General features: G+C 38.7%; 27 protein-coding genes. 5 read left to right on the top strand and 22 right to left on the bottom strand.

Annotated elements, in window-relative coordinates:
• The first annotated feature begins 194 nt into the window (after positions 1-194).
• Positions 195-701: a pyridoxamine 5'-phosphate oxidase family protein gene (locus tag M030_RS0103535; RefSeq protein ID WP_027372279.1), complete on the top strand. Its 507-nt coding sequence runs from the start codon at positions 195-197 to the stop codon at positions 699-701.
• A gap of 185 nt (positions 702-886) precedes the next feature.
• Here M030_RS0103535 and M030_RS0103530 read toward each other — a convergent pair whose 3' ends face one another.
• Genes M030_RS0103530 through M030_RS0103520 form a run of 3 tightly spaced genes read right to left on the bottom strand, consistent with a single transcriptional unit; the run spans position 887 to position 2,487 of the window.
• Positions 887-1,120: a hypothetical protein gene (locus M030_RS0103530; RefSeq protein ID WP_027372278.1), complete on the bottom strand. Its 234-nt coding sequence runs from the start codon at positions 1,118-1,120 to the stop codon at positions 887-889.
• A 9-nt stretch (positions 1,121-1,129) separates the two neighbouring features.
• On the bottom strand, positions 1,130-2,014 hold the full coding sequence (locus tag M030_RS0103525) for a dihydrodipicolinate synthase family protein (protein WP_027372277.1): 885 nt from the start codon (positions 2,012-2,014) through the stop codon (positions 1,130-1,132).
• A 17-nt stretch (positions 2,015-2,031) separates the two neighbouring features.
• On the bottom strand, positions 2,032-2,487 hold the full coding sequence (locus M030_RS0103520; protein WP_027372276.1) for a cupin domain-containing protein: 456 nt from the start codon (positions 2,485-2,487) through the stop codon (positions 2,032-2,034).
• Between the two features lie 101 nt (positions 2,488-2,588).
• Here M030_RS0103520 and M030_RS0103515 point away from each other — a divergent pair, with 101 nt between their 5' ends.
• Complete coding sequence (locus tag M030_RS0103515) at positions 2,589-4,031, top strand: PLP-dependent aminotransferase family protein (protein ID WP_027372275.1); 1,443 nt, start codon at positions 2,589-2,591, stop codon at positions 4,029-4,031.
• Between the two features lie 120 nt (positions 4,032-4,151).
• On the opposite strand, the gene M030_RS0103510 is transcribed toward M030_RS0103515, so the two are convergent.
• Positions 4,152-5,288 (bottom strand): NAD(P)H:quinone oxidoreductase, encoded by a 1,137-nt coding sequence (locus M030_RS0103510; RefSeq protein ID WP_027372274.1) that lies wholly within the window; start codon positions 5,286-5,288, stop codon positions 4,152-4,154.
• A gap of 258 nt (positions 5,289-5,546) precedes the next feature.
• Here M030_RS0103510 and M030_RS25840 point away from each other — a divergent pair, with 258 nt between their 5' ends.
• A complete protein-coding gene (locus M030_RS25840; protein ID WP_034722062.1) occupies positions 5,547-5,876 on the top strand; it encodes an AraC family ligand binding domain-containing protein in 330 nt (109 codons plus the stop codon).
• Between the two features lie 145 nt (positions 5,877-6,021).
• Here M030_RS25840 and M030_RS0103500 read toward each other — a convergent pair whose 3' ends face one another.
• The 13 genes from M030_RS0103500 to M030_RS0103435 all read right to left on the bottom strand — a co-directional run bounded on the left by M030_RS0103500 (position 6,022) and on the right by M030_RS0103435 (position 17,906).
• Positions 6,022-6,678 carry a DUF6766 family protein gene (locus M030_RS0103500; RefSeq protein ID WP_027372272.1) on the bottom strand — a complete coding sequence of 219 codons (657 nt, stop codon included), beginning with the start codon at positions 6,676-6,678 and terminating at the stop codon, positions 6,022-6,024.
• A gap of 24 nt (positions 6,679-6,702) precedes the next feature.
• Entirely contained in the window at positions 6,703-8,235 is a 1,533-nt protein-coding gene (locus tag M030_RS0103495; protein ID WP_027372271.1) for an FAD-dependent oxidoreductase, read from the bottom strand.
• Positions 8,236-8,306: 71 nt separating this feature from the next.
• Positions 8,307-9,053, bottom strand: a complete 747-nt coding sequence (locus tag M030_RS0103490) for an SDR family oxidoreductase (RefSeq protein ID WP_165446365.1) — start codon at positions 9,051-9,053, stop codon at positions 8,307-8,309.
• A gap of 6 nt (positions 9,054-9,059) precedes the next feature.
• On the bottom strand, positions 9,060-9,860 hold the full coding sequence (locus tag M030_RS0103485) for an SDR family NAD(P)-dependent oxidoreductase (protein ID WP_027372269.1): 801 nt from the start codon (positions 9,858-9,860) through the stop codon (positions 9,060-9,062).
• Between the two features lie 7 nt (positions 9,861-9,867).
• Positions 9,868-10,368 carry a CinA family protein gene (locus M030_RS0103480; protein ID WP_027372268.1) on the bottom strand — a complete coding sequence of 167 codons (501 nt, stop codon included), beginning with the start codon at positions 10,366-10,368 and terminating at the stop codon, positions 9,868-9,870.
• A 35-nt stretch (positions 10,369-10,403) separates the two neighbouring features.
• Positions 10,404-11,582: a zinc-dependent alcohol dehydrogenase gene (locus tag M030_RS0103475; protein ID WP_027372267.1), complete on the bottom strand. Its 1,179-nt coding sequence runs from the start codon at positions 11,580-11,582 to the stop codon at positions 10,404-10,406.
• Between the two features lie 38 nt (positions 11,583-11,620).
• Positions 11,621-13,768, bottom strand: a complete 2,148-nt coding sequence (locus M030_RS0103470) for a catalase (protein ID WP_027372266.1) — start codon at positions 13,766-13,768, stop codon at positions 11,621-11,623.
• Between the two features lie 56 nt (positions 13,769-13,824).
• Positions 13,825-14,205 (bottom strand): hypothetical protein, encoded by a 381-nt coding sequence (locus M030_RS0103465; RefSeq protein WP_027372265.1) that lies wholly within the window; start codon positions 14,203-14,205, stop codon positions 13,825-13,827.
• A 13-nt stretch (positions 14,206-14,218) separates the two neighbouring features.
• The gene (locus M030_RS0103460) at positions 14,219-14,521 is read right to left on the bottom strand and encodes a hypothetical protein (protein ID WP_123840940.1); all 303 of its coding nucleotides are present in this window, start codon (positions 14,519-14,521) and stop codon (positions 14,219-14,221) included.
• Between the two features lie 57 nt (positions 14,522-14,578).
• Complete coding sequence (locus tag M030_RS0103455) at positions 14,579-15,169, bottom strand: DUF892 family protein (RefSeq protein ID WP_027372263.1); 591 nt, start codon at positions 15,167-15,169, stop codon at positions 14,579-14,581.
• Between the two features lie 626 nt (positions 15,170-15,795).
• The gene (locus M030_RS0103445; protein WP_027372262.1) at positions 15,796-16,392 is read right to left on the bottom strand and encodes a Crp/Fnr family transcriptional regulator; all 597 of its coding nucleotides are present in this window, start codon (positions 16,390-16,392) and stop codon (positions 15,796-15,798) included.
• A gap of 299 nt (positions 16,393-16,691) precedes the next feature.
• On the bottom strand, positions 16,692-16,925 hold the full coding sequence (locus M030_RS0103440) for a hypothetical protein (RefSeq protein ID WP_155860233.1): 234 nt from the start codon (positions 16,923-16,925) through the stop codon (positions 16,692-16,694).
• A 96-nt stretch (positions 16,926-17,021) separates the two neighbouring features.
• Complete coding sequence (locus M030_RS0103435) at positions 17,022-17,906, bottom strand: DMT family transporter (protein WP_088583695.1); 885 nt, start codon at positions 17,904-17,906, stop codon at positions 17,022-17,024.
• Between the two features lie 96 nt (positions 17,907-18,002).
• Here M030_RS0103435 and M030_RS0103430 point away from each other — a divergent pair, with 96 nt between their 5' ends.
• Positions 18,003-19,424 (top strand): PLP-dependent aminotransferase family protein, encoded by a 1,422-nt coding sequence (locus tag M030_RS0103430; protein ID WP_027372259.1) that lies wholly within the window; start codon positions 18,003-18,005, stop codon positions 19,422-19,424.
• 115 nt (positions 19,425-19,539) lie between these two features.
• On the opposite strand, the gene M030_RS0103425 is transcribed toward M030_RS0103430, so the two are convergent.
• From M030_RS0103425 to M030_RS0103405, 5 genes are all read right to left on the bottom strand, one after another.
• Positions 19,540-20,136 (bottom strand): Crp/Fnr family transcriptional regulator, encoded by a 597-nt coding sequence (locus tag M030_RS0103425; protein WP_027372258.1) that lies wholly within the window; start codon positions 20,134-20,136, stop codon positions 19,540-19,542.
• On the bottom strand, positions 20,136-20,513 hold the full coding sequence (ytxJ, locus tag M030_RS0103420; protein ID WP_027372257.1) for a bacillithiol system redox-active protein YtxJ: 378 nt from the start codon (positions 20,511-20,513) through the stop codon (positions 20,136-20,138). Before ytxJ ends, M030_RS0103425 begins: the two co-directional genes overlap by 1 nt.
• Complete coding sequence (locus tag M030_RS0103415) at positions 20,510-20,971, bottom strand: DUF1569 domain-containing protein (RefSeq protein WP_194295760.1); 462 nt, start codon at positions 20,969-20,971, stop codon at positions 20,510-20,512. The genes ytxJ and M030_RS0103415 overlap by 4 nt, the downstream gene beginning before the upstream one ends.
• Entirely contained in the window at positions 20,965-21,501 is a 537-nt protein-coding gene (locus M030_RS0103410; protein ID WP_027372255.1) for a YfiT family bacillithiol transferase, read from the bottom strand. Before M030_RS0103410 ends, M030_RS0103415 begins: the two co-directional genes overlap by 7 nt.
• Before the next feature lie 201 nt (positions 21,502-21,702).
• A complete protein-coding gene (locus M030_RS0103405; protein ID WP_027372254.1) occupies positions 21,703-22,845 on the bottom strand; it encodes a DEAD/DEAH box helicase in 1,143 nt (380 codons plus the stop codon).
• Between the two features lie 236 nt (positions 22,846-23,081).
• On the opposite strand from M030_RS0103405, the gene pncA reads away from it, so the two are divergent.
• Positions 23,082-23,687, top strand: a complete 606-nt coding sequence (gene pncA, locus M030_RS0103400) for a bifunctional nicotinamidase/pyrazinamidase (RefSeq protein WP_027372253.1) — start codon at positions 23,082-23,084, stop codon at positions 23,685-23,687.
• The last annotated feature ends 68 nt before the right edge of the window (positions 23,688-23,755 follow it).

Here is a 23,755-nt window from a genome sequence, read left to right as displayed (position 1 = left end):
GTAAATATTATTGAGCTATAAACCATAAGCGGGTTCTTTACCCATCATATCAGTAAATAATTTTTATAATATTTCATAGCACGTACCACATTTTCGATTCTTTTGGTCAGATATTTGAATATTTACCGCAGTAATCTTGATTCTTTCGTAAGAATCTTTTTATACAAAACAACCAATCACTTAAATATATTATTATGTCAACACAGAATCTTACCCACCTTGAAGCGATCAAAAAAATTAAAGAACTGTCGGAAAAAGCAAGAACGTGTATGTTCTGTACAGAATTAGACCGTGTACCTGTCAATTCCAGACCAATGTCTTTACAGGAAACTGATGACAGCGGAAACTTGTGGTTTATCAGCAGCGGAACCAGCAATAAAAATTTTGAAATCAAAGAAGACCGCAGGGTTCAGTTGTTTTTTATGAATAATAGTGATGCCGAGTATCTTTCCGTATACGGAGAAGCCTCTGTTTACAAAGACAAAGCGACTATTGAAGATAAATGGTCTCCTTTGGCCAATGCCTGGTTTGACGGAAAAGATGATCCGAATGTTACCATCATCCGTGTAGAACCTAAGGAGACATATTATTGGGACACGAAGGCCGGTAAACTTGTGAGCCTGTTTAGCTTTGTGGCTTCAGCAATTACCGGAAAGAAAACCGATAATTCAGATGGTGTAGAAGGAAATGCAACGATTTAATTCATAATTCCTGATTATCAGCAATATTATAGTTGAAAACTTCATAAGGGATGCAACCTTTAATTGCCACTTATCAACGATCATTGTATGGTTTATGAGTGGCAATTAGATTTTATTGCAGCTAAAATTATTGATCACAAAAAAGGCGGAGCATTATGAAGCCCCGCCTTTATAAAATCAAACTGCTATTTTTTCACCTCTTCCATGCTGGCTCCGAAATTGATATGAAGAACATTTCCGCTAGGCGTTACCAAGGCTGGTACTGAGCGTACTCCGGATTCTTCTGCCTGTGCAATTTTTGCTTTATCATTCCCCAAATGAATGATTTCTACATTCTCTGTACCTATAAGGTTAACGATATCATGCTCCGCACTGATGCAAACCGGGCATCCTGCATGATAAAAAACTGACTTTTTCATAATGTTCTTTTAATTAGTAATGTTTTGAATAATTCTTTTTAATTCTTCTGTCTCTGATTGTTGAAGAGGTCTCAACGGGCTTCTTAAATTCCCGCCTTGTTCTCCGAGAATACTAAGACCAGCTTTCACTGCTCTTGGCAGCCCTTTATTCACAATAAATTTTAAAAGGTCAAATTGCTGATAAAAAGTTTCCTTAGCTTTTTCCAGGTCACCCGCTTCCACCGCTTCATATAATTTAAGAGTAAGCTCAGGAATCAGATTGGGTGCTGCTGTACACCAGCCTCTCGCTCCGGCAGAGAAAGCGGCCAGCGCCAAAGGATTGGAGCCATTATAGAATGCTACATCTTCCCCCAGCTCTCTCCTCAGATAATGCATTCTCTGGACATCACCGGAGCTTTCTTTGATCATTGTGACATTTGGAATTTCCAATAATCTTTTCAAAAGAGCCGGAGACATATCTACTCCACTTGTTGACGGATTATTATATGCCATAATCGGAATAGAAATTTTACCGGCAACAGCATCATAATGGGAAACAATCTCATCGTCAGTCAGTTTCCAATAACTCATCGGAATAATCATAACCGCATCAGCACCGGCATTTTCTGCAAACTGTGCATGATGGATGGTCTTTTCCGTTGTCAGATTAGATACTCCTACCAAAGTGGGAATTCTGCCTTTTACCTGCTGTATAGTGGCTTCAGTAATAGCTTCTTTCTCATCATCAGACAGATAAGGCATTACACCTGTGCTTCCCAAAGGAGCGATTCCGTGGTTTCCTGACTCAATCAATCTCTCTACAAGGTGTTTAAAAAGAGGGATATCCACTTTTTCGTGATCATCAAATGGTGTGATGGGATAGGCAATAATGCCTTTAAAAGGAACGTTTTTCATAGATAATTAAACTAAAATTAAAGATCTCTTCCCTCTTCTTCTCTCAAAGCTACTCCTAAGTTTTGAAGCTGGGGAGCATTTTCACAGGCAATATATTTGGCGGGGTCAGTATCACTGAGATTCTGGTGCTTGTGCCATGCCCATGAAGGAATGTAAACAGCATCTCCAGCTTCCCAATACACTTTTTCGTCTTCTACTTCCGTCCATCCTTTTCCTTCAATCACAAATAACACCGTTTCATAAGTATGACGGTGCCTGTTGGTTTGCTGGCCCGGTAAAAGACCGCCAATGGTCATGCTTACATTTTTGCTTGGAAGATCTACAAAGAAAACAGGATGCTTTCTTTCTGTTGAAAATTGGTTGTGTTCCCCCGCATTTTCTACATTTTTATGAATTAAATGAGTAGGTTTTACATACGTTGGTCTCGCAAAGGTCTGGTGAAAATCTTTAGAACTAAATTGTTTCTTGTCCATGATTTTAAAATTTTAATGGTTTTGTGCTTAATTGCAAGACAAAATTATTCTATATTTGGACTGTTTAAATAACTCAGTTTTTATATAAATAAGTAGTCCAGATGCTCCGACCTTGGAAATTAGAATTTGAAATTGACAAAAAGCTTGAGAAAGCAGTCTATTTACAGATCGCAGATAGCATTATTACTGATATCCGCTCCGGCAGATTGAAAGCCGGAGATGCCCTTCCCGGCAGCAGGAACCTTGCGATCACGTTGAAAATCAACAGAAATACGGTTGTAGAAGCCTACCAGGTTCTGATCAACGAGGAATGGGTGATTTCAAAAGAACGAAAAGGTATTTTTGTATCCAATAAGCTTCCGGCTTTACATGAACATATGACCAATCGTATCGATAAGATTGGTGGACGTTCAATAGCACCAGGAGAAGTTTTCATCAAATTTGATGACGGGCATCCGGACAGTAAAATTGCACCTGTAACGGAGTTGGCCAGAGCTTATCGGCAGATATTCAGTATCAAAGCAAAATGGCAGATGATGGGCTATGCCAATGAACATGGTGATATAGAATTCAGGAAAACCATTTCCCAGATGCTCAATCATCAACGTGGAATGAATATTGATGAAAGCGAACTTACCATTACGCGTGGAAGCCAGATGGGTATGTTTCTGACGGCTCAGACCCTATTGAAAGGAGGCGATCAGATCATTGTAGAAGATCCCGGATATCAGCCTGCATGGCAGGCATTTGAGTATGCAGGTGCCCGACTTTTGCCGGTATCTGTAGATGAGGAAGGTATAGATATTAAAGCCATTGAAGAATTACTGATTCAGCATAAGAATATCAAAGCGATATATATCACTCCTCACAGACAGTATCCTACTACTGTTACATTAAGTCTTGCTAGGAGATTAAAACTTATAGAATTGTCTAACCAGCACAATATTACGATCATTGAAGATGATTATGACAATGAGTTTCATTTCGGATATCGTCCGGTTCTGCCTGTTTCAAGTTATGAAGAACTTAATAATTATGTATACATCGGAACACTAAGCAAGGTGGTAGCTCCTGCCCTCCGGATTGGTTACCTGGCCACAAAAAATGAAGGGCTGTTACAAAAAATAGGAAATCTGAGAAAGATTATTGATGTTCATGGGGATGTCATTATGGAACAGGCCGTTCTTCAATTGATCAGGGAAGGAGCGGTAAAAAAACATATTAGAAAAGCAACGGCTCATTACAAGAATAAAAGGGATTTTGTATTTGATCTTTTGAACAAACACCTGAAAGAGCTTGCTGATTTTACTTTACCTGAGGGCGGACTCGCCTTTTGGATCACTCCTAAGGTACAGTTGGACTGGAATGCCGTTGTAAGTTGTCTGTCAGAAAAAAAAATAAAAATCATCCATCCGAAGCAATACAGCAGAACATCTGTCAATGGTTTTAGATTAAGTTATGGGGCCCTTTCTGAGGAGCAATTGGAACAAAGTATACCTGTTATTGCTGAAGTTTTCACCAATATGTCCAGTAAGTCCTCATAAAGTTCCTAAAAACCAGTAAAATCCTGTACACTTCCGGGAATATATTAATTGCCACGAATGCACGAAAGACTTTAGAAACATAGCATAATTCGTGCATTCGTTGCAAAATAATACAGATATTTATTCGACTTCAAAAATAGCCTGGATCTCCACGGAAGAATTAACAGGGATGGACGATGCTCCCAGCGTTCCTCTTGCATGCTTTCCTTTATCTCCGAAAATGTCAACGGTCAGATCTGATGCAACATTCATGAGATCTGCATGCTTGGTGTAATCGTCTTTTGTATTAAAAATTCCTGTCAGTTGAACACATTGCTTTACACGGCTCAAATCCCCTCCTACAGCTTCATTCAATACAGATATCACATTCAGCATTGTTACTTCTGTAGCATCCTTTACCTGTTGTTCATTTACATCTACCCCTAATTTTCCCGGATTTACAATTTTTCCGTCCTTTAATGCAACCTGATTGATGAATACCAGATTTCCGGAACGTACAAACGGTTGATAATTTCCTGCCGGCTTGGGAACCTGGGGAAGTGTAATATTTTTTTGTTTTAAAATGTCATTAAAATTCTGATGGTGTTCAGCAACCGGAACTCTTTTTTTAGGATGGGTATCCTTTAAGGCAAAAGCAATTTTTGCAAAGTTTTTACCCTGAAGCTCTGCTAAGTGCCTTTCTCCTTTTGTAGGACGTTCCACATCTTTTAAGGAAGCCATACTTGTAATTCCTAATACAGAATTCCCTTGCGGAATTGCTTTATTGAGTTCTTCTGTCCCTCTGATTCCGTTAGAAACTAATACCATTCCATGTACTGCCAGGCTGTTCCAGAAGCCTTGAAGGGCCAGTTCTTTCCCTGCTCCGCTGCCGGCAGACATAAAAACAGTAGCGGGAACTCCTTCCAGTGCATGGTTGGTCCACAACGGAACTGTTTTGGATAAAAATTCACTCATTCCCGTACTGATATTTCCAAAATAAACAGGAGAACCGAAAGCAATTCCATCGCAAGAGGTCAGCTCTTCTACGGTTGCCACAGGTAATTTTTTGAGATTAGGATTTTGAGATGCTTTCACAAGTTTAAGGCTTGCAGTTGCATTGTTTTCACTTTCAATACCTTTTGCGATTTCTTTGGCCAGCTCGTAGGTTCCTCCAGTATCTGAATGAATAAGAACCAATATATTCGCTTTATTTTGTGCCATGATGTTGATGGTGTTTAATAATAAAATTAAGATAAAAAAAGAACATAGTTTTTTCATTATGAATAAGATATAAATTTATATTTTGCTTTTGCCGGTTTTTAACCCATAACTTTTGAATTACTTTAAGGGTAAAACAGAATCAATGAAATACTCTATTTCTTTGATTTTACAAAATTAATAGTGACGTTTCTATTAAATTTGCCAAAAAATATATTTGAAACGACAGAATGAAATGTGGACTAATTAAAAAGACAAAAAGCACCATCGACAAAGAAGCTTATTTATCGTGCGAAAAAGACCGGAAACATGACCATAATGAACATGTATACGGTCGTGCTCAGCTTACTTTTTGTGGAAGAAGGCTATCAATATTTTCATATTGATCACAAGATTTATCTGGTTCCACAATATCATATCATCTGGATCTCTTCCGGGAAAGCTCATAAAATAACGTCTGAAGCACAAACGGTGAACCTGATGGTATTTCTGTTCAGATCTGTATTTGAAGAAGAATTTTATCAGAATGTACAGGTTTTTGCCGTTGCGACTGTTCTCAGGGAAATGTTGTCGTCTGTCTCAAAATGGAATAAATCTATGATCGAAAATGAGGCACAGGAATTACAGTCCAGAAGTACTATCAACTGACAAGAATCTTAAAAAGCATTGAGCTCATAGATACCCGGCAATTTACTTTAAATAAAGTATCGTAAAAGGCTTGTTATTAGAGTATTTCAGATTTTACCTCATCCTGTTTTTCCGTGATGAAAACGAAACCCAGATCAGGGAAATTTCAGGGAGTTTCATCGTGAGGCATATCGACAGGTTTAGACTGGGGAGATCCTTTTTCGCGTAGCCAAATGGAAAATAAAACCAGACAGGCAACGGCCAGAAATTCACTTTGCCAGTTTTGAAATGATTCGAACCAGAACCTTGATTCACTGATATATTGCCAAGCGCTTAATGACGGCTTATTTTTTAATAACTGCTCCTGATTAAAATCTTTCATACTTCCATAAAAATGGAGAATAAGGCTGATCAGAAAGAATAAACCTAAAGCTATCGATAAGGAATGTTTGTAAATTTTTAGCCATACCCCTCCTTTTCTGACCGGCCATGGAGCGTTGGGGTGTGCTTCAGGCTCCCGATCAACATCGTCTTTACCCGTCATAGGTTTTGACTCGCTGGAGCCTTTTTGCCTCAAAGAAATGGTTAAAAGAACGTAGAGCATCATCTGTAAAAATTCGCTTTCCCAGTTTTCAAATGTAGCCTGTATGAAGTGACCGCTATGAAGATATTCGTATATGCGTAGAGCCTCCTGCCCACTTTCAGCCAATTCCTTATTTTCTGTTTTCCAGCCTGTCAGGAATTGCCCGATAAGAGAGCAAATCATTAAGACGATCAAAACAATGCTCAGACTGTTACGATAGAAAAAACCTGTGCGGGACATAGAAGTATATATTTAACGTATTGTCTAATGTTTCTGATAAGGAAATACTTTCTTCAGGTCATTGGTGGAAGGCCCCGTCAACATTTTACCATTAACATTAAATCTGGAGCCATGGCATGGACAATCCCAGCTCAGTTCGGCACTGTTCCACCGAACTTCGCAGGCAGCATGCGGGCAGGTGCTTTTTAAAAGATGCAGTGTTCCGTCATTTTCTTTATAGAGAGCATATGATTCAGATTCATAACGGATAACTTTTGCTTCACCTTCTTTTATTTCTGAGAAAGATGCAATTTTTTCAACGAAAATTTTATCTTTTATAAAATCAAACACCACAGCAGAAGCTTCTTTTACAAAATCTGAAAATCCAGCAACCGGTTTTATTCTCGAAGGATTAAACAAGTCACCATATTTATTTTTTCCCGTAGTGATCAGATCATGAAGGATCTGTGAAGAGAGTGTCCCGAATATCATTCCGTTGCCTCTGAATCCGGTAGCTACCCAAATTCTTCCTTTACTGCCAGGGAGTTTTCCGATATAAGGAAAGCCATCCACAGGCTCGTAATATTGGCTTGACCAGCTATAATGCACCGTTTCCACCTTAAAATACTGTCTCACATAATTTTCAAGCTTCGAAAAATGTTCTCCCGTATCATCAGCATGGCCGGTTTTATGATCTTCGCCACCTGCGATTAAAAGATTTTCACCGTCACATTCCTGAATTCTATAGTAATGATAGGGATCGCAAAGATCGTAGCCTAGCTCCCACGGATATCTGTCGTCTTTTAATGTAAAAGCCATGGCATAGCTCCGGTAGGGTGCATTGGTAAAATGAAGAACATTAATTCCCGGAGGAATATGGGTGGCGTAAACGATATGTTTTGTTTTTATTTCGCCACGTGAAGTTTTTATCACCACATAGTCACCCTGTTCATTACAATCTTCACAACGACAGTTCTCAAGAATTTCCCCTCCTAATTGTATGAAAGCTTCACAAAGTCCTCTGATATATTTTATCGGATGAAAATGCCCCTGCTCAGGGATTAAGACTGCTTCTTTAAAAGGGATGGGAAATGGAATTTCATTAACGTAGGTCATCTCATAGCCAACTTTGGCAGCTCCTTCAGCAATATTTTTTAATTGTTCTTCCTGTTTGTCATCCAAAGCAAAAAGATAAGCTGATTTCCGTGTAAAATCGCAGCTTATTTTATATTTGTCGATATTAGTTTCGATGATTGCAATGGCATCTTTACCGGATTCTGCATACAATTTGGCATTGTCCAGCCCAAAATCTTCGATTGCCTGAGTAAAAGTGGTATCAAAGAAGTCGTTTAAATGAGCAGTTGTTCCACCCGTGGTTCCGAAGCCAATATTGGCAGCTTCCAGAATAATACATTTTTTCCCTGATTCCTGTAACTTCAGGGCTGTTGATACCCCTGTGATTCCGCCTCCTACAATCACAACGTCAAATAAGTGGCTAAGATCAGTTTCCATAGAAAATTTCCTGATTTCGTCCTGCCATATACTCTTTCTTGCTCCGTCTCTATACATATCCATCATATTTTAAAGTTAAACTTATGGGCTCTGTAAAGAATCAGGCCCGGCTGCTGTTTTATAATCGGACTTTTATGTTATCCGTTTATAATGATTCCGCCGTTGGGATGAAGGACCTGACCAGTCATCTGCGCCGCATCGGAACTGGCTAAAAAAAGAAAGCTAAAAGCAATCTCTTCGGGTGTTGCATTCCTTTCAAAGGGCGGTTTATCCGGATTTTCTTCTTCTTCATCAAAAGTTTCTTCGGTAAGCGGTGTTGCTACAGGTCCCGGAGCTACGGCGTTGATCCTGACACCTTTCGGTTTTGCCTGTAATGCCAGTGAACGTGTAAAAGATACAATGGCACCCTTTGTTGCTGAATAATCCAGCAACTCGGGATGCCCCTGATAAGCAGAAACAGAGGTCGTATTAATCACAGAGCTTCCCTCTTTCAGGTAAGAAAAAACAACTTTTGTCAATAATATCATTCCGACAATATTGGAATCGAATGTTTTCCGGATATTTTTTTCTTCGAGTTCTTCAATCTTTTTAGCGGGAAACTGAATGCCGGCGTTGTTCACCAGAATATCGATCTTTCCGAATGCTGCAATTACTTTTCGGGTTGTTTCTTCACAAAATTCATAATCATTAATGTCTCCCTGAAAAATGACACATTTCCTGCCCAGATTTTCAATTTCTTTTTTGGTCTGTTCGGCATCAGTTTCACTCGAATGGTAAATAATAGCGATATCTGCTCCTTCCAATGCGAAAAGGAGTGCTACGGCCTTTCCTATTCCACTGTCTGCACCGGTAATCAGGGCTGATTTATCTTCTAATTTTCCCATAATTTATCATTTGTTTTCTGTAACGGGTTTTTGCATCTCAGCCATTCTGTGGGCCACCATACTATCTGTGGCCAAGTTGGCCATAGCTATGGATAATTTATTTTTCAATCCGGATATCACTTTGTCATCTCCGTTCATCAAGGCATTGTATCCATCCCTGGCAACTTCTTCAGGGGAAGCGAGTATTTCTCTATCTTCAAGCAATTTGCTTCTGTTCATATCTGCTTTATTAAAAAAATCAGTATCGGTGGGCCCGGGCAAAAGTGCGGTTACACTTATTCCCGAATCTTTCAGTTCTTCACGGATAGCCTCAGACCATGATAATATAAAAGCTTTGGTACCATGGTATACCGAATGCCATGGACCGGGAAGTTTACTGGCCACGGAAGCCAGATTCAAAATTTTACCCGATCCTTTAGACAGTCGGTCCTTAATAAACAGTTTGGTCAATATAATAACAGAGATAATATTTAGATTGATAATATCTGTTTCCCTATGAATATCTGTTTCCTGAAATTTCCCATAGACGCCTTGTCCTGCGTCATTGACAAGAATCTCAGGACTTATTCCGTTTAATGTGAGTTCAGAATAGAGGGAATAGGCTTCCTCCTGCAGGAATAAATTTTTGGAAATACTGATGACATTGATGCCGTATTCTTTAAAATCATTAGCCTTTTTTCTGAGTTCTTCATGATCCCTGGCTACCATAACAAGATCATAGCCGTTCTGAGCCAATTGTTTTGCCAGTTCATAGCCTATTCCGCTTGTAGCTCCGGTGACCAGGGCGTATTGATTCCTGCGTTCCATTAGTTTTTTATTGTAAGATTAGCAACCTGTTGAGTTCACTTTTAAAGCAGCCTAAAATAAATTCCGTATAATACATCTGTGCATTCAGAGACTGCGTTTTAGGGTGTAGTTCGAGTTTTTTAGTAAGGATAATTTCCCCTTTATATGAGAATGAGAAATAGGCGAAAATCTTATAGTCAGAGTTTCGGATGGGAGTACAATATCCCGTCGTAGCAATAGACCAGTCGGATTCATATAATTTGGCAACATTCAGGGCCATCGTTTCTGCAATATGTCCTGAAACGCAATCACATTCTTCTGCTTCCTGTTTATTCACCTTCAGTAAATTTACTTTCTGAGGCAATGTGTATGCTGTCATTCCGCCTTTGTAGAACAGAGAAGCATTCTTCATCTGTGAAAATGCAAGTTGCAAGCATCCTGATGTAACGCTTTCAGCAATTGAAATAGTTTCATCTGTAGTCAGCAGTGATTGACTTATATAATCGAGAAGATTCTTTTGAAATTCCATAATATAATCTTTTGAAGAGTTGGTTTGGATTGATATTAAAAGCTTGAGAGCTTCCATGGGTCGAGTACAACCTTTACGCATCCGTCCTCTTTTTTATTAAAGATTTCGTAGCCTTTGTCTACGGTATCCAGAGGTAAGCGATGGGTAATAATGTCGTCAAGGATCACCTGTCCGTTTTGAACATATCCCATCAGACGGTCAATAATAGGATGAACGTTGCATTGTCCTGCTTTAATGGTAATTCCCTTATCGAAAATCTGGCCGAGTCTGAAATTATCATAATTAGCGGGATAAACACCGAGTACAGAGACAATTCCTCCTCTTCTTACGGCGCTCATGCAGGCTTCCAGTACTTTTACAGATCCTTTTTCGAAGTTGATAACAGCTTTTGCTCTGTCTATAAAACTTCTTTCCGGCTCGAAGCCGACTGCTTCAATACATAGATCAGCACCCCTGCCGTCTGTCATATCCCTTATTTGCTCAATGGTACTTTCTGCGTCTTTCCATAAAATTGTTTCGCAACCGGTCAGCTTTCTGAGCTGATCTAATCTGTACTGTAGAGTATCAACGACTATTACTTTTTTAGCATTATAAAGAATAGCACTTTTCACTGCCATAGAGCCTACAGGACCTGCACCAAAGACAACTACCGTTTCTCCTCCTTTCAGTTCTCCCCACATAACGCCGGTATAACCTGTCGGAAAGATATCGGTAAGGAATAAAACCTGTTCATCAGATAGGTTTTCCGGGACTTTTCTGGGGCCAAAGTGAGCATAAGGAACTCTTACATATTGAGCTTGCCCTCCGTCATAGCCACCATATAAATCTGTATATCCAAATAAAGCACCGCCTTTTTCTGTAATGATTCCTCCCTCCGGACCATAATGATCGGGATTGCTGTGTTCGCAGGCGGTAGGAAGGTCATGCTGGCAAAAAAAGCAGCTTCCACAGGCAATGGGAAAGGGAACAACTACCCTGTCGCCTGCTTTTAGATGGGTGATATTTTTCCCGGTTTCTTCCACTATTCCCATAAATTCATGACCCATTACCATTGGCCTGGACTGAGGGATCCCTCCTGAGTACATGTGCAGATCACTGCCGCAGATTGCGGTGGAAGTAACTTTTAAAATGATATCACGTTCATCCTGAATCCTGGGATCCTCAACGGTATCACAGGTAATATTACCGGGTGAATGAAAAACGGCTGCTTTCATAACTATTTTATATTTAAGTGATTGGTGTGAAGGATATGTTATGATTGCGCATTTCGCTCCATTTCCAGATCCCAGACTCTGTGCTTTTCTATTGCTTTGATGAATTTTTCCATCGGGGTTTTATCTTCCCAGGTAACGATTGCCGGATCTTCATGTTTTTTTGAAGCAACGTTGCTGTTATGATATAACGGTTCTGTATCTGCCCCGAAGTAAATAGCTTTACAATGTTTATAAGCTTCGTTAATAAAATGGAGTACAAGATGTTTATTTTCCGGAATCATCAGTTCTTTTACTGATCCTTCTCCCGGGCAAATAAAAAGGGCGTCAAAACAAACACTGGCAGTACTGGTCAAAGAATGTTTGGGAGTAACTTCTGAGCCGTCATCGGCTTTTATTTTAGCAAGACTCGGTGCAATAAATTCAACTCCGGCACCTTCTTTTTCAAGTGCTACTTTCATGTCATTTACGGATCCGCCGTTGATACCGTTAGCCATAATAAATCCTATCTTTCTGCTTTTGATCGTATTCTTTACGGTATTCTGCATACTTAAGGCCCCGGATGTCTTTGTATTGGGTTCTCTCTCTTCGCTTTGAAGCTCTATGATATTACTGTCTGCAGGTAAGCTCTGATTCGGCCATTCCAGTTTTTTTACTTCTACGCCTAATTTTTCTGCTACTCTTGAAGCAAGTGTCATATCAATGTAGGCAAGCTGTCCGACGAGGCGCTCTCTAACTTCCGGTAATGTGACCTTAGACAGTTCAAAAATAAGCGCATTCTGAAGGTGTTCTTTTTCCGGTTTTGATTGGCTGTTGTAGAATAGCTTTGCCTGCGAATAATGATCCACAAAACTCTTGCTTCTTTCCCTGATTTTAACTCCTGAAACTCTTTCCTGCTGGGATACAAAACCTCCTTCCGACATCATAGCCTGAAAAGGACATCCTCCTCCGGTAGAATTGGGCTCGTAGCTGCTTTTTCCCTTGACGATCTGTTGTCTCATATGCCCGTCCCTTTGGTTATTGTGAACAGTATTGATCGATCTGTTGATGGGGATTTCATGGAAGTTCGGGGAGCCGAGTCTCGATAATTGGGTGTCGGTGTATGAGAATAATCTTCCCTGCAAAAGCGGGTCATTGGTAAAGTCTATTCCGGGAATAATATGTCCGGGATGGAATGCGATCTGTTCTGTTTCTGCAAAGAAATTATCCGGATTTCTGTTTAACGTTAATGTTCCGAAGATTTCTACGGGAACTTCTTCTTCCGGCACCAGTTTAGTAGGATCAAGAAGGTCAAAATCAAATTTATGCTCATCTTCTTCGGGAATCAGCTGTACACCAAAATCCCATTCCGGATAGTCTCCGTTTTCTATAGCTTCCCACAGATCTCTTTTATGAAAATCGGAATCTACTCCTGAAATAATCTGAGCTTCGTTCCATGCTACTGAATGAACACCTAATTTGGGTTTGAAATGAAATTTCACAAAATGAACTTTTCCTTCTTCATTAATAAATTTAAAGGAATGAACTCCAAATCCTTCCATCATTCTGAGGCTTCTCGGTATGGCCCTGTCGCTCATCAGCCACATGATCATATGCATACTTTCAGGCATCAGAGAGATAAAATCCCAGAATGTATCATGGGCAGAAGCCGCCTGTGGAATTTCGTTGTCCGGTTCAGGTTTTACTGCATGGATAAGATCCGGGAATTTAATTGCGTCCTGAATGAAAAATACAGGCATATTATTGGCTACAAGGTCATAGTTTCCTTCCTCAGTGTAAAATTTAATGGCAAATCCACGGACATCTCTGGCCAGATCTGTACTTCCTTTGCTTCCTGCTACTGTAGAAAATCGTACAAAAACCGGAGTTTCTTTTCCTAATTCTGTTAAAAATTTTGCTTTTGTGTAGGCCGCCATACTTTTGGTCAGCTTAAATACACCATGGGCTCCGGATCCTCTGGCATGTACTACCCTTTCAGGAATTCTTTCATGATCAAAATGAGTAATTTTCTCTCTTAGGATAAAATCTTCCAGCAATGACGGACCTCTTTCTCCGGCTTTAAGGGAATCCTGGTTATTATTGATCTTTAATCCCTGATTGGTTGTCAGTTTTTCGCCTTCGTTGGAAGTGGTATGAGATTGAAGTTGGTCTGTCTTTTTGTTGTTTTTTTCATTAATGTTCATATTCATATTCTTTTTTTGTGTTGGTCTATTATAAAAGCAGTTCAGAAAGGTTGGTCAGCAAATTACTCCGTGCTGCCTTTTTCCAGAACACCCAGAAGCTTATTGATGTATTCTTCTTCCTTCAATACTTTGTAATAGGCTGTTTTAGCATATAAAGTAAAAGAGGGAGATTCATATCGTATTTCTGCATCTGCGTCATTGATTTCACTGGTGTTTTGAGTATGAAACTCACGGATATGAAGGAGATATTCTTCTATGTAAGTATTTATTGCTCCTTTCAGGATTTCACATGTTGCGTTATTTTTTATCTTTTCCAATGACTTGATCAGAAAAGCAGTAACCCCATAAGAATTAATAATAACCGGAAATAAAGATTCATTTTCCAGCGCATTATTTTTGTCGTACAACCCGGAATGCTGTAAAGTTTCATTTTCAAAAATCATATTGATAAGGTTATTAGTTTGTGGACGTCTTTAAATATTGCTCAAAATAATGAAGGTCTTCTTTATCCCTGATGGAGAGGTAAAACATGATCTGTTCCGGTTTTTTTAAGCCGATACTACCGAAGCTGTCAAAATGAGCGATAAGGGCCTGAATATTTTCGATGTCTATATCTTTCAGAATGACAAATAATAAAAAGATATTGTCTTTTATTTCTTTGGCATAGATCGCTGCTCCGTCTTCAAACCACTTTCCCTCGTTGGTTACTTTGATAAAGTCTTTGTGTTTCAAGGTTCTTATTATTTTCTGACAATCCATACTTTTTGATTTCATGGTTAGAATAAGCCAAATAAAACAAGCCGCAAGGCCAAACGTTTAGTCTTCCTGTTCCGCATCAAAATTGATGGATGTCTCTGCGATTTCCGTAAGATGGTAATCAGTGTCTTCCTCTTCTTCAAGAGTCCGTTCAAGAAGATCGGCGGCTTTATCATGCCCCATGGTAATGGCCAGCTGGGCAAGGCCTCCATACGTGGCGATTTCATAATGTTCTACCTTTTGGGCAGCAATAATGAGTGCAGCATCTCTTGTGGCGGTTCCTTCTTCTGTGGATTTGATGACTTCTTCTCCCTCTTCGATGATTTCCTTGATAGCCTTACATTCTTTCTTTTCAGGTTTTTCATCGATAAGTTGGAAAACCTTTTCGAGACGTTTTACATGCTTCTGAGTTTGGAGATGATGGTCTTCAAAGGCATCTTTTAATTCTTCTGTAGTGGCTGCATCCTGCATTTTTTCCAAGGCTTCAAGAATTGCATTTTCAGCATAGTAAATATCTTTCAGAGCATTTACAAAGAACTTGTGGAGCGGAGAATTTTTCATCTCTTCACGTTTTACAGTGGCATTGTCTATTTTTGTTGTTGTCGTCTTTGTAGAAGAGAAATTTTTGGTGTTAGTGATATTGTGTGTCATGGTTGAAGTGGTGTTTATTGTTTTTAAAGATCGTCCCTCCACTTTGCTGATCGAAGGGACAATCAAGGAAAAAGAATTATGAATTACGTCTGCCTCCGAATGCCTATTGTTCGGAAGATTTGCTCTCAGACTTACCGGTCCGGAGTATGTTTTTTAATGTTGAAGCTTATCCCAAACTCATAATATTCTATCAGTTTCTGTGGTCCGACATATATTTTTTACTGAAATACTATTTTTAAAAATGGTAATTCATACTATAATTCCATATGTTAATATTAAATGATATGCAGCCCCGTGACTCGTAAGAGACGGCAACCCATTTGATTCGCATAACTCGAATTGATAATAAAAAGGTAATGCCTGTCTACGCTCCTTTTTTACTAAGCTGTAAGAAGTTGTACTGAAAATTATATATCAAATGTAAGTGATAATAAGTCATTTTTTTTATGACCTGAATCATGTTAACTGATATTCATCAAGAATTTTCGCTTTTTATCGTAAGTTTACTTGATCTTCTTCTAAATATTGTATTTCAGGTGTTATATTTATCTTCCGCACCTGATACGTGCGGAAGAATTCATCAATTCCAAAGGAGATGAGGAAAATAAATTTGTTCGTAACAATCTTTAATAGAGTATTTTACGATTTTTAATTCTGACAATATTGTCCCTTTCCATATGTTTGATTGTTCTTATCGCGGTTTCTACGCATATTCCCGTTAGACTGGCCATTTGCTGCCTCGTAAACGGAACGACAAAAGAATACGGGCTCATATCTTCCTGGAAACTTTTAAGATAATCCATAAGACCTTTCAATCGGGTGAAAGGATGTTGGGAAGAATTATTCATCATCATTACAAATTTGTAATAGAGGCGTTCAGATAAAAAACTATTTACCTCCATGTATAATTCGGGGGAATTTTTTAATAATTGTAAAAAAACAGATTTATGAAGTCTCAGAACACTACAATCTGTAATAGCTTCAGCATTCATCGGGTAAGGCTTATCTATAAAAAGTACCGATTCTCCGCAACTTTGCCCTTCAGATAAAAAATTCTGGATAAACTCTTTGCCTTCTTCATTATAATTGTTCAGTTTTACTTCCCCTGTGATGATCTGATAGTAATAACTGGGTATATCTCCCTCACAGAATAAGTTTTCTGTGGGTCTGTAATCTCTCGTTTCTGCTCCCGCTGATCGTAAAATGCTCTCATTGATAACCATAATAATTGTTTTTGGTGTTGGTTTCTTCTTCTTAATCTTAGTAAAAATATCATTGGGACGCTTTGTTTACCATGCAAATATCGAGCCTTGTATATTTATCTAAACGTTAAATAAAGTTAATTTTATTATTAATTATCATTGTATATAATTTTATTGTTTATAATTTAATACTAAATTAATCTTATCATTAACATTATTTTAAAAAGAAATTATTAGATTTTCCGTAATATCTAAAAAATTAAAAACCCATTTCCATAAAGCGAAAACGGGTTTTTTGCAAATATGACGGGTAAATTTTATTACTTGGATTTTTTGCTCTTAGGCATTGTAGCGGTATCGCTAAACTTTTTAGAGCCGTTATCGCCTCTTGTTACTATTGTATCTGTTTTGCCAGGTGGAGATACATGATTTCCGGTGACTACAGTATCTGTTCTAACCGTATCAATAATTACACTGTCTGTCCTGACCGAACGTTCCGTCTTTATTTCTTTTTTACAGCTGAGAACCAAAAGTCCTGTAAGCAGTAGAAGCATAATCAATTTCATAATAATATTTTTTAGTGGTCTATCAAATGTAGGCTAATATCATTATGCTAGCTTATGATTTCAATCATAATTGATTATTTTTTATTATTTCGCAAATCTTTTTGTTCCTACTACACATAAAATCACACCCACTGTAACGCCTAGCATTCCCATGCTCACTTGCTCGTGTAGAAGATAGGCAGCCAAAGCTAATCCAAAGAATGGTTGTAATAACTGAAGCTGTCCCACAGAAGTAATTCCTCCCTGCGCCAATCCTTTATACCAGAATATAAACCCGATAAACATGCTGAACAAAGAAATATATCCCAGACCAAACCAGCCTTTAAAGCTAACAGTTTCCAGATTTGCCGGAAAGTAAATGAAGAATAACGGGAGCATAACAGGTAATGACAGCACCAAAGCCCATGAAATCACCTGCCATCCGCCTAAAGTTTTCGAAAGCTTAGCCCCTTCTGCATAGCCAAGCCCGCATAAGATCACTGCCAGCAGCATGAGAATATCTCCTACCGGCGAAGCTGAAATCCCTTGTGATACAGCATATCCTATCACCAGAAGACTTCCGATAACAGAAAAGAACCAAAAGATCGGATGTGGCCTTTCTCCTCCACGGAAAACACCAAAAATAGCTGTAGCCAGAGGAAGCATTCCCAGGAAAACAATCGAATGAGCGGAAGTCAGATACTGCAATGCCAGTGAAGAAAGCAGCGGAAACCCTATAACACATCCTATAGAGACCAATACCAATGAAAATATCTGATTTTTGGCCGGCCTCCTTTCTTTATATAGTAATAAGACCGAAAGCGCCAATATCCCTGCAATGACGGCCCGGGCAATCGTAACAAATATGGGATTCATTTCCATGACTGCCAATTTTGTTGCGGGCATTGAACCACTAAACAGCAATACCCCTATGAAACCATTGATCCATCCACTTACTGCCTGATCTTTTGAAATTGTATCTGTCATCATTTTTTAAAGTTTTAATTGTATGGAGCAAAATTAGAAAGGAAAAATAAATAAACACAGTATCAGTTTTGTATATTTGCATGAGCACAGTTTAAAAAAATGAGTAAAGAATTTTTATATACGGAGATTGCGGAAGGTATTGCCAGCCAGATCAAAACAGGGGTTTTAAAAGCTGGAGACAAGCTTCCGTCAGTGAGGATGCTATGCCAGGAGCATCAGGTAAGTATGAACACTGCCAAACGGGTCTTTCTGGAACTTGAATCCCAGTCATTGGTAGAATCAAAACCGCAATCCGGTTACTTTGTAAGCCAGCTACTATCGGTAAAACTTCCCTTGCCTGAGGTAAGCCGCCCGTCTTTGATGGCCAATAATGACGAACCGAACGAGCTGATCAGTAAAGTCTATGAAAATATGGGGCGGAAAGATGTTACCTTTTTCTCCATCGGAATTCCGTCCGGAGATCTGTTGCCTCAGGCGAAGCTCAAAAAAGAAATTGTACATGCGATCCGCGAATTAAAAGAAGGCGGAACCGAATATGAAGAATTACAGGGAAACCTGAAATTAAGACGGATGATTGCTGTGCGATCTCTGCAATGGGGCGGAAACCTCCATGAAAAGGATCTCGTGACAACCAATGGCGGAATGAATGCCCTTTCGTTCTGCCTGATGGCCTTAGGTAAGCCTGGAGATACTATTGCCATTGAAAGCCCTTGTTATCCCGGAATTTTGCAGTTGGCCAACGGATTAGGATTAAAAGTATTGGAAATCCCTACCCATCCTACCACAGGAATTGAAATTGAGGCTTTAAAGAAAGTAATTCCTAAAATTGATCTGTGCCTGCTGATTCCCAATTTTAACTCTCCCTTGGGAAGCTGCATGCCAGATGAAAATAAGAAGGAAGTCGTAAGAATTCTCTCTGAAAATAATATTCCGCTGATTGAAGATGATGTCTATGGAGATCTTTATTTTGGAAATTCCCGCCCAAAATGTTGTAAGTCATTTGATAAAAACGGAAGTGTACTGTACTGCAGTTCTATTTCAAAAACTCTGGCTCCCGGTTACCGTGTCGGATGGATTGCTCCGGGAAAATACATCGATAAAATTTTAAAGCTTAAACTTTTGCATTCCACATCTTCGATTTCCATTGTAAATGAAGCTGTCGCCAACTTTCTGAAATCTGGCAGATATGAAAAACATCTCCATCAACTTCGCAAAACCCTGCAAAGTAATTATCAGAATTATGTGCAAACCATTGCAGAATCTTTTCCTGAAGGAACAAAAACAAGCCGCCCGCAGGGAGGATTATCGCTGTGGGTAGAATTTGATGAATCTATCCGAACAACCCAGCTTTATGATCTGGCTATTAAACAGAACATAAGTATTGCCCCAGGAAGAATGTTTACCTTCCAGGATCAGTTTGAAAACTGCATGAGGCTCTGCATCGGGCTCCCATGGTCGGAAGACACAAAAACGAAGCTCAGACAAATCGGAAGCCTTGCTAAAAAGATTTATGTGAAGTAAGGGAAAAGAAGGCTGGAAGATGGAAGGTCTACTACTTTACTATAAAAGAGATCTAACACTATTGACCAAAGTTTTTTGTCAACAGTGATCAAAGCCTCCTTCTTCCGGCCTTTTTCTATTTTTTATCGGGAACGAAATTTTTCCTTGCCAGTTCTTTTCTTACCCTGCTCAAACTTTCAGGGGTAATTCCCAGGTAAGAGGCAATCATCCATTGGGGAACTCTCAACAATAAATCCGGATACATTTTAATAAATTTCATATATCTTTCTTCTGCGGTCTCGCCCAATAGAGAATTGATTCTGTTTTGAAGGCTTCTGATATGTTTCTGCAACAGGAAGTCACTTCTTTCAATACTGTTCGGAAACTGTTCCACCAGTTTATTGAAGAAATCGGGATGAAGGAATAATACTTCAGAGTCTTCCACAGCTTCTATATAATAATTTGATTTTTCATTAAAATAAAGACTGCTTCTGTCCGAAATAAGCCAGCTTTCCGGGGCAAACTGAATGATATGCTCTTTTCCGTTTTTATCTATAGAATACATCTTCAGAAGACCTTTTTCTACGAAAAAAATATGCCGGCAAATCTCTCCATATTGAAGCAGAAACTGATTTTTAGGGATCTTTTTTACTTCATAATGCAGGCTGCAGGTATTCACATTCTGAAGAGGAACATTCAGGACTTTGGCTAAATAATTATTAATATTCTTCATTATATGATCTGGCTAAATGAAATATCCTGATGTGAAGCACTGTTGACAGGCTTTCCGTTCTCAATAACAATCAGCTGTGGGCTTTCATGTCTTATCTCAAGATCTGTGGCAATTTTATTGGAAACAGGTCTGTGAGCCAGTAAGTCCAGAAAATAGATCTCCACCGGCTGATCTGAGTTTTCAACCTCCTTTTCAAAGTTTTTCAATACGGTCCTGCTGATAAAACAGCTTGTTGAATGTTTGAATATGGCTATTTTATGGTCAAAAGAGCTTTCAATGGCTTTTGCCAGATCTTCTTCAGACTCGATCTTTTTCCAGAAAGATTTTTGATCAGGGGTTTCATTTTTTCCTCCGAATATTTTATCAAAAAAACTCATACATTAAATTGTTTTAAATGATGATCAAGATGTTTATACTCTAAAAATTCCCAGTCTTTTTCAGTCATGTTTCCAAATAACCTGTGGTTTTCCGGCAGCTTTTTGTTTTCACAGGCCACCCGGAATTCTTTCAGTGTTTTCAGCAGATTGGTTTTTGATTCATCAAAATCACACTCAAAATTAACGATTAGTTTTTGAAAAGTAGGCATGTTTCTGGGAATTCCGTTATTAAAAACATACATTTCTACTTTAGTCACGGCTCCTATCACCCTGAACAGGATATTAATCTCGGGAAGTTCTATTTTTGCTAAGGCAACCTGGAGGACCAGATCGCAATGTCTGAGCATCTGGCATACATTCATTTTTCCCCATTTTGCGGATGAGTTCCCGGAAAGTCCGGAAATTCTGTCTACAATTTCCCTGTAATAGGTGGGATTACTAAGTCTTTTTCTTACCAACCTTTTTCTTTCTTCAGATTTTCAATATGTGCAAAATGATGATTACAATGCCAGGCATACAGGGCAAGACTTTCCCTTAAATTATAATTTTTGTTGTGTTCAGGATGATGAAAAGTCCTTTCAAACTGTTTATTGGTCAGGGTTTTCAGAAGTGTTGTCCACCTTTGATGCGTTCCTTTCAACATTCGCATGGCTGGTTTTACAGGCATATGAAAACTATCCTGAAGCTCGGCCCACTGTGCCTCATCATAGGGTTTAATGGTGGGATTATCTTCGGTAAGTGCCAGTTTGAAGCGGATAAAACTGTTGATATGACTGTCTGAAAGGTGATTAACAAGCTGCCTTACCGTCCATCCTCCTTCTCTGTAAGGGGTATCCAGCTGATCATCCGTAAAATGTTCAATGAGGTTTTTGAGCCTTCCGGGAAAATCTTTAATGACTTTAATGTAAGTATCGAGTGTAGTATCATTAATGTTTTCAGGGGTTTCAAATTGTCCTATCGGAAATTTTTTATTCTCTAAATCACTCATTGTACAGGTTTTAATTTTTTAAATTGTCGATTAACTATGCCTCTGCCAGGTTGAATAATTTCTACATAACAGAGCATGTAAATGTATCAAAAATTCAAGAATCTAAAGTGAAGAAAGCATTAATTATAACAAGATATTTTTACCAAATAATAAAGGCTTCAGTTATATACCCCTGAAGCCTTTATTATTTGATTATATATATTAATAACCATGCAAATCAATGCCTTCCGTTCTCTGCAACGTTACTTTTTTACCCATTTTCTTCTGAATTACTCTGAAATGCTGTAATTCATCATCTGTCAAAATAGTAATGGCAGTTCCTTTTTCGTTGGCGCGTCCTGTTCTACCAATACGGTGAATATAGTCTAAAGGCGAGCGCGGCAACTCATAATTGATGACACATGGTAAAGATTCAATGTGAATTCCACGGCCAATCAAATCTGTGGCGACCAAAAACTGAGCTCCATTACCTTTAAATTCTTCTAAATTATTTCTACGGGCACCTTGTGACTTCTGGCTGTGAATCGCTACTGCTTTGATTTTATTTTTTTTAAGTTTTTCAACCAGATTGTCTGCAGCTCTTGTAGATGAAACAAAAATCAGTGCTTTTTCTACTTTCTTTTCTTTAATTAAATAACGTAAAAAAGGACCTTTGTTCTCAGGAGCGACATGGTATGCCAACTGCTCGATATTATCAATTTCAACTTCTTCTTTTTTTATTTCAATGATGACAGGATTGATGGATAATCGTTCTTTCATTTCCTCAACTTTATCATTTAAAGTTGCCGAAAATAAGGTTGTTTGCTTCACTGCAGGCATGAGAGCAAAGAGTTTATTCATTTCCTCGCCAAATCCGAGCTGAAACATTTTATCTGCCTCATCTACCACCAGATGCTGGATTTCCGAAATTTTCACGGCATTATGATCAATCAGATCCAATAAACGTCCCGGAGTCGCAATGAGAACCTCCACGCCAAACATCCCTTTCATCTGTGGATTAATAGATACTCCACCATAAACCGCCATTGTACGGACCTCACGTTTCAGATTTTCTGTAAAAGCCCTGAAGACTTCATCGATCTGAATAGCCAGCTCGCGGGTAGGCACCAGTATTAAAACCTGAATGTTACGACCTTTTTTAACTTCTGAATTCTGTAATTTTTCTAAAATCGGCATCACAAAACATGCTGTTTTCCCTGAACCTGTCCGGGCGATACCCATCAGATCCTTTCCCTGCAAAATAACCGGTACAGCCTGTTCCTGAATGGGAAACGGCTTCAGATAACCTAATTTTTTAACAGAACGAATAATATTGTGTGATAATCCTAACGATTCAAATGACATAAAAATAATTATTTAGTGCAAAGATAAGCTATTGAAATTTGGCTTCACGCTGCATTAGGAAGACTCCGGCCAATATTTCAGAAAAAAACAAGTAGTTTACGCTTTACATTACTTTCCAGCACTTGATGATAAGACATCTGAAAAAAATATATTGCCGATTTGTCCGATAATTTTATTTTGGACAAATTTTTGTGGATTAGTTTTGTAAATTTATCAAAAATTCGAGAATTCTAAATATGAAAAAAGCGTTAATAATAGTCGATGTACAGAATGATTTTTGTGAAGGCGGTGCATTGGCAGTTCCCGGGGCAAATGAAGTCATCCCTTATATCAATCTCCTGATGGAAGAAAATGAGTACGATCAGATTGTTTTGACTCAGGATTGGCATCCTGCGGGCCATAAAAGCTTTGCCAGCAGCAACGGAAGAAACGTTGGAGAAAGTATTATTTTAAACGGAGTTCCACAATTCATGTGGCCGGATCATTGTGTTCAGGGAACTTTCGGAGCGGAGTTTCATAAGGATCTGAACAGAGATAAGGTAACTCACGTTATTCAGAAAGGAAAAAATATTGAAATAGACAGTTATAGCGGCTTCCAGGATAATAATCACTTCATGAAAACAGGACTGGATGATTTCTTAAAATACCATGAAATTCAATTGGTGGAAATTGTAGGCCTTGCCATGGACTATTGTGTGAAGTTTACAGCTTTAGATGCTGTAGCTAACGGATATATTACATGTCTGCACTTTAATGGTACCCGTGCAGTGAACGTAAAACCGGATAATGGCAGAGACGCCATCTACGAAATGATCGAAAAAGGAGTAACTGTACTCGGATAATCAATATCAGCTGATTATTTATTTTAAAACATCAACAAGCATATGTAAAAGCCCGGAGATCAATCTCC

The organism is Chryseobacterium sp. UNC8MFCol (genome assembly GCF_000482305.1).
Lineage (GTDB): Bacteria > Bacteroidota > Bacteroidia > Flavobacteriales > Weeksellaceae > Chryseobacterium > Chryseobacterium indologenes.
Note: the sequence above shows the minus strand (reverse complement) of the source record. Positions and strands in the feature narration are given on the sequence as shown.

Bases quoted from the DNA above. Each gene is read 5' to 3' on its own strand.
- M030_RS0103535 (WP_027372279.1), top strand. From the start codon at position 195: ATGTCAACACAGAATCTTACCCACCTTGAAGCGATCAAAAAAATTAAA.
- M030_RS0103530 (WP_027372278.1), bottom strand. From the start codon at position 1,120: ATGAAAAAGTCAGTTTTTTATCATGCAGGATGCCCGGTTTGCATCAGT.
- M030_RS0103525 (WP_027372277.1), bottom strand. From the start codon at position 2,014: ATGAAAAACGTTCCTTTTAAAGGCATTATTGCCTATCCCATCACACCA.
- M030_RS0103520 (WP_027372276.1), bottom strand. From the start codon at position 2,487: ATGGACAAGAAACAATTTAGTTCTAAAGATTTTCACCAGACCTTTGCG.
- M030_RS0103515 (WP_027372275.1), top strand. From the start codon at position 2,589: ATGCTCCGACCTTGGAAATTAGAATTTGAAATTGACAAAAAGCTTGAG.
- M030_RS0103510 (WP_027372274.1), bottom strand. From the start codon at position 5,288: ATGAAAAAACTATGTTCTTTTTTTATCTTAATTTTATTATTAAACACC.
- M030_RS25840 (WP_034722062.1), top strand. From the start codon at position 5,547: ATGAACATGTATACGGTCGTGCTCAGCTTACTTTTTGTGGAAGAAGGC.
- M030_RS0103500 (WP_027372272.1), bottom strand. From the start codon at position 6,678: ATGTCCCGCACAGGTTTTTTCTATCGTAACAGTCTGAGCATTGTTTTG.
- M030_RS0103495 (WP_027372271.1), bottom strand. From the start codon at position 8,235: ATGATGGATATGTATAGAGACGGAGCAAGAAAGAGTATATGGCAGGAC.
- M030_RS0103490 (WP_165446365.1), bottom strand. From the start codon at position 9,053: ATGGGAAAATTAGAAGATAAATCAGCCCTGATTACCGGTGCAGACAGT.
- M030_RS0103485 (WP_027372269.1), bottom strand. From the start codon at position 9,860: ATGGAACGCAGGAATCAATACGCCCTGGTCACCGGAGCTACAAGCGGA.
- M030_RS0103480 (WP_027372268.1), bottom strand. From the start codon at position 10,368: ATGGAATTTCAAAAGAATCTTCTCGATTATATAAGTCAATCACTGCTG.
- M030_RS0103475 (WP_027372267.1), bottom strand. From the start codon at position 11,582: ATGAAAGCAGCCGTTTTTCATTCACCCGGTAATATTACCTGTGATACC.
- M030_RS0103470 (WP_027372266.1), bottom strand. From the start codon at position 13,768: ATGAATATGAACATTAATGAAAAAAACAACAAAAAGACAGACCAACTT.
- M030_RS0103465 (WP_027372265.1), bottom strand. From the start codon at position 14,205: ATGATTTTTGAAAATGAAACTTTACAGCATTCCGGGTTGTACGACAAA.
- M030_RS0103460 (WP_123840940.1), bottom strand. From the start codon at position 14,521: ATGGATTGTCAGAAAATAATAAGAACCTTGAAACACAAAGACTTTATC.
- M030_RS0103455 (WP_027372263.1), bottom strand. From the start codon at position 15,169: ATGACACACAATATCACTAACACCAAAAATTTCTCTTCTACAAAGACG.
- M030_RS0103445 (WP_027372262.1), bottom strand. From the start codon at position 16,392: ATGGTTATCAATGAGAGCATTTTACGATCAGCGGGAGCAGAAACGAGA.
- M030_RS0103440 (WP_155860233.1), bottom strand. From the start codon at position 16,925: ATGCTTCTACTGCTTACAGGACTTTTGGTTCTCAGCTGTAAAAAAGAA.
- M030_RS0103435 (WP_088583695.1), bottom strand. From the start codon at position 17,906: ATGATGACAGATACAATTTCAAAAGATCAGGCAGTAAGTGGATGGATC.
- M030_RS0103430 (WP_027372259.1), top strand. From the start codon at position 18,003: ATGAGTAAAGAATTTTTATATACGGAGATTGCGGAAGGTATTGCCAGC.
- M030_RS0103425 (WP_027372258.1), bottom strand. From the start codon at position 20,136: ATGAAGAATATTAATAATTATTTAGCCAAAGTCCTGAATGTTCCTCTT.
- ytxJ (WP_027372257.1), bottom strand. From the start codon at position 20,513: ATGAGTTTTTTTGATAAAATATTCGGAGGAAAAAATGAAACCCCTGAT.
- M030_RS0103410 (WP_027372255.1), bottom strand. From the start codon at position 21,501: ATGAGTGATTTAGAGAATAAAAAATTTCCGATAGGACAATTTGAAACC.
- M030_RS0103405 (WP_027372254.1), bottom strand. From the start codon at position 22,845: ATGTCATTTGAATCGTTAGGATTATCACACAATATTATTCGTTCTGTT.
- pncA (WP_027372253.1), top strand. From the start codon at position 23,082: ATGAAAAAAGCGTTAATAATAGTCGATGTACAGAATGATTTTTGTGAA.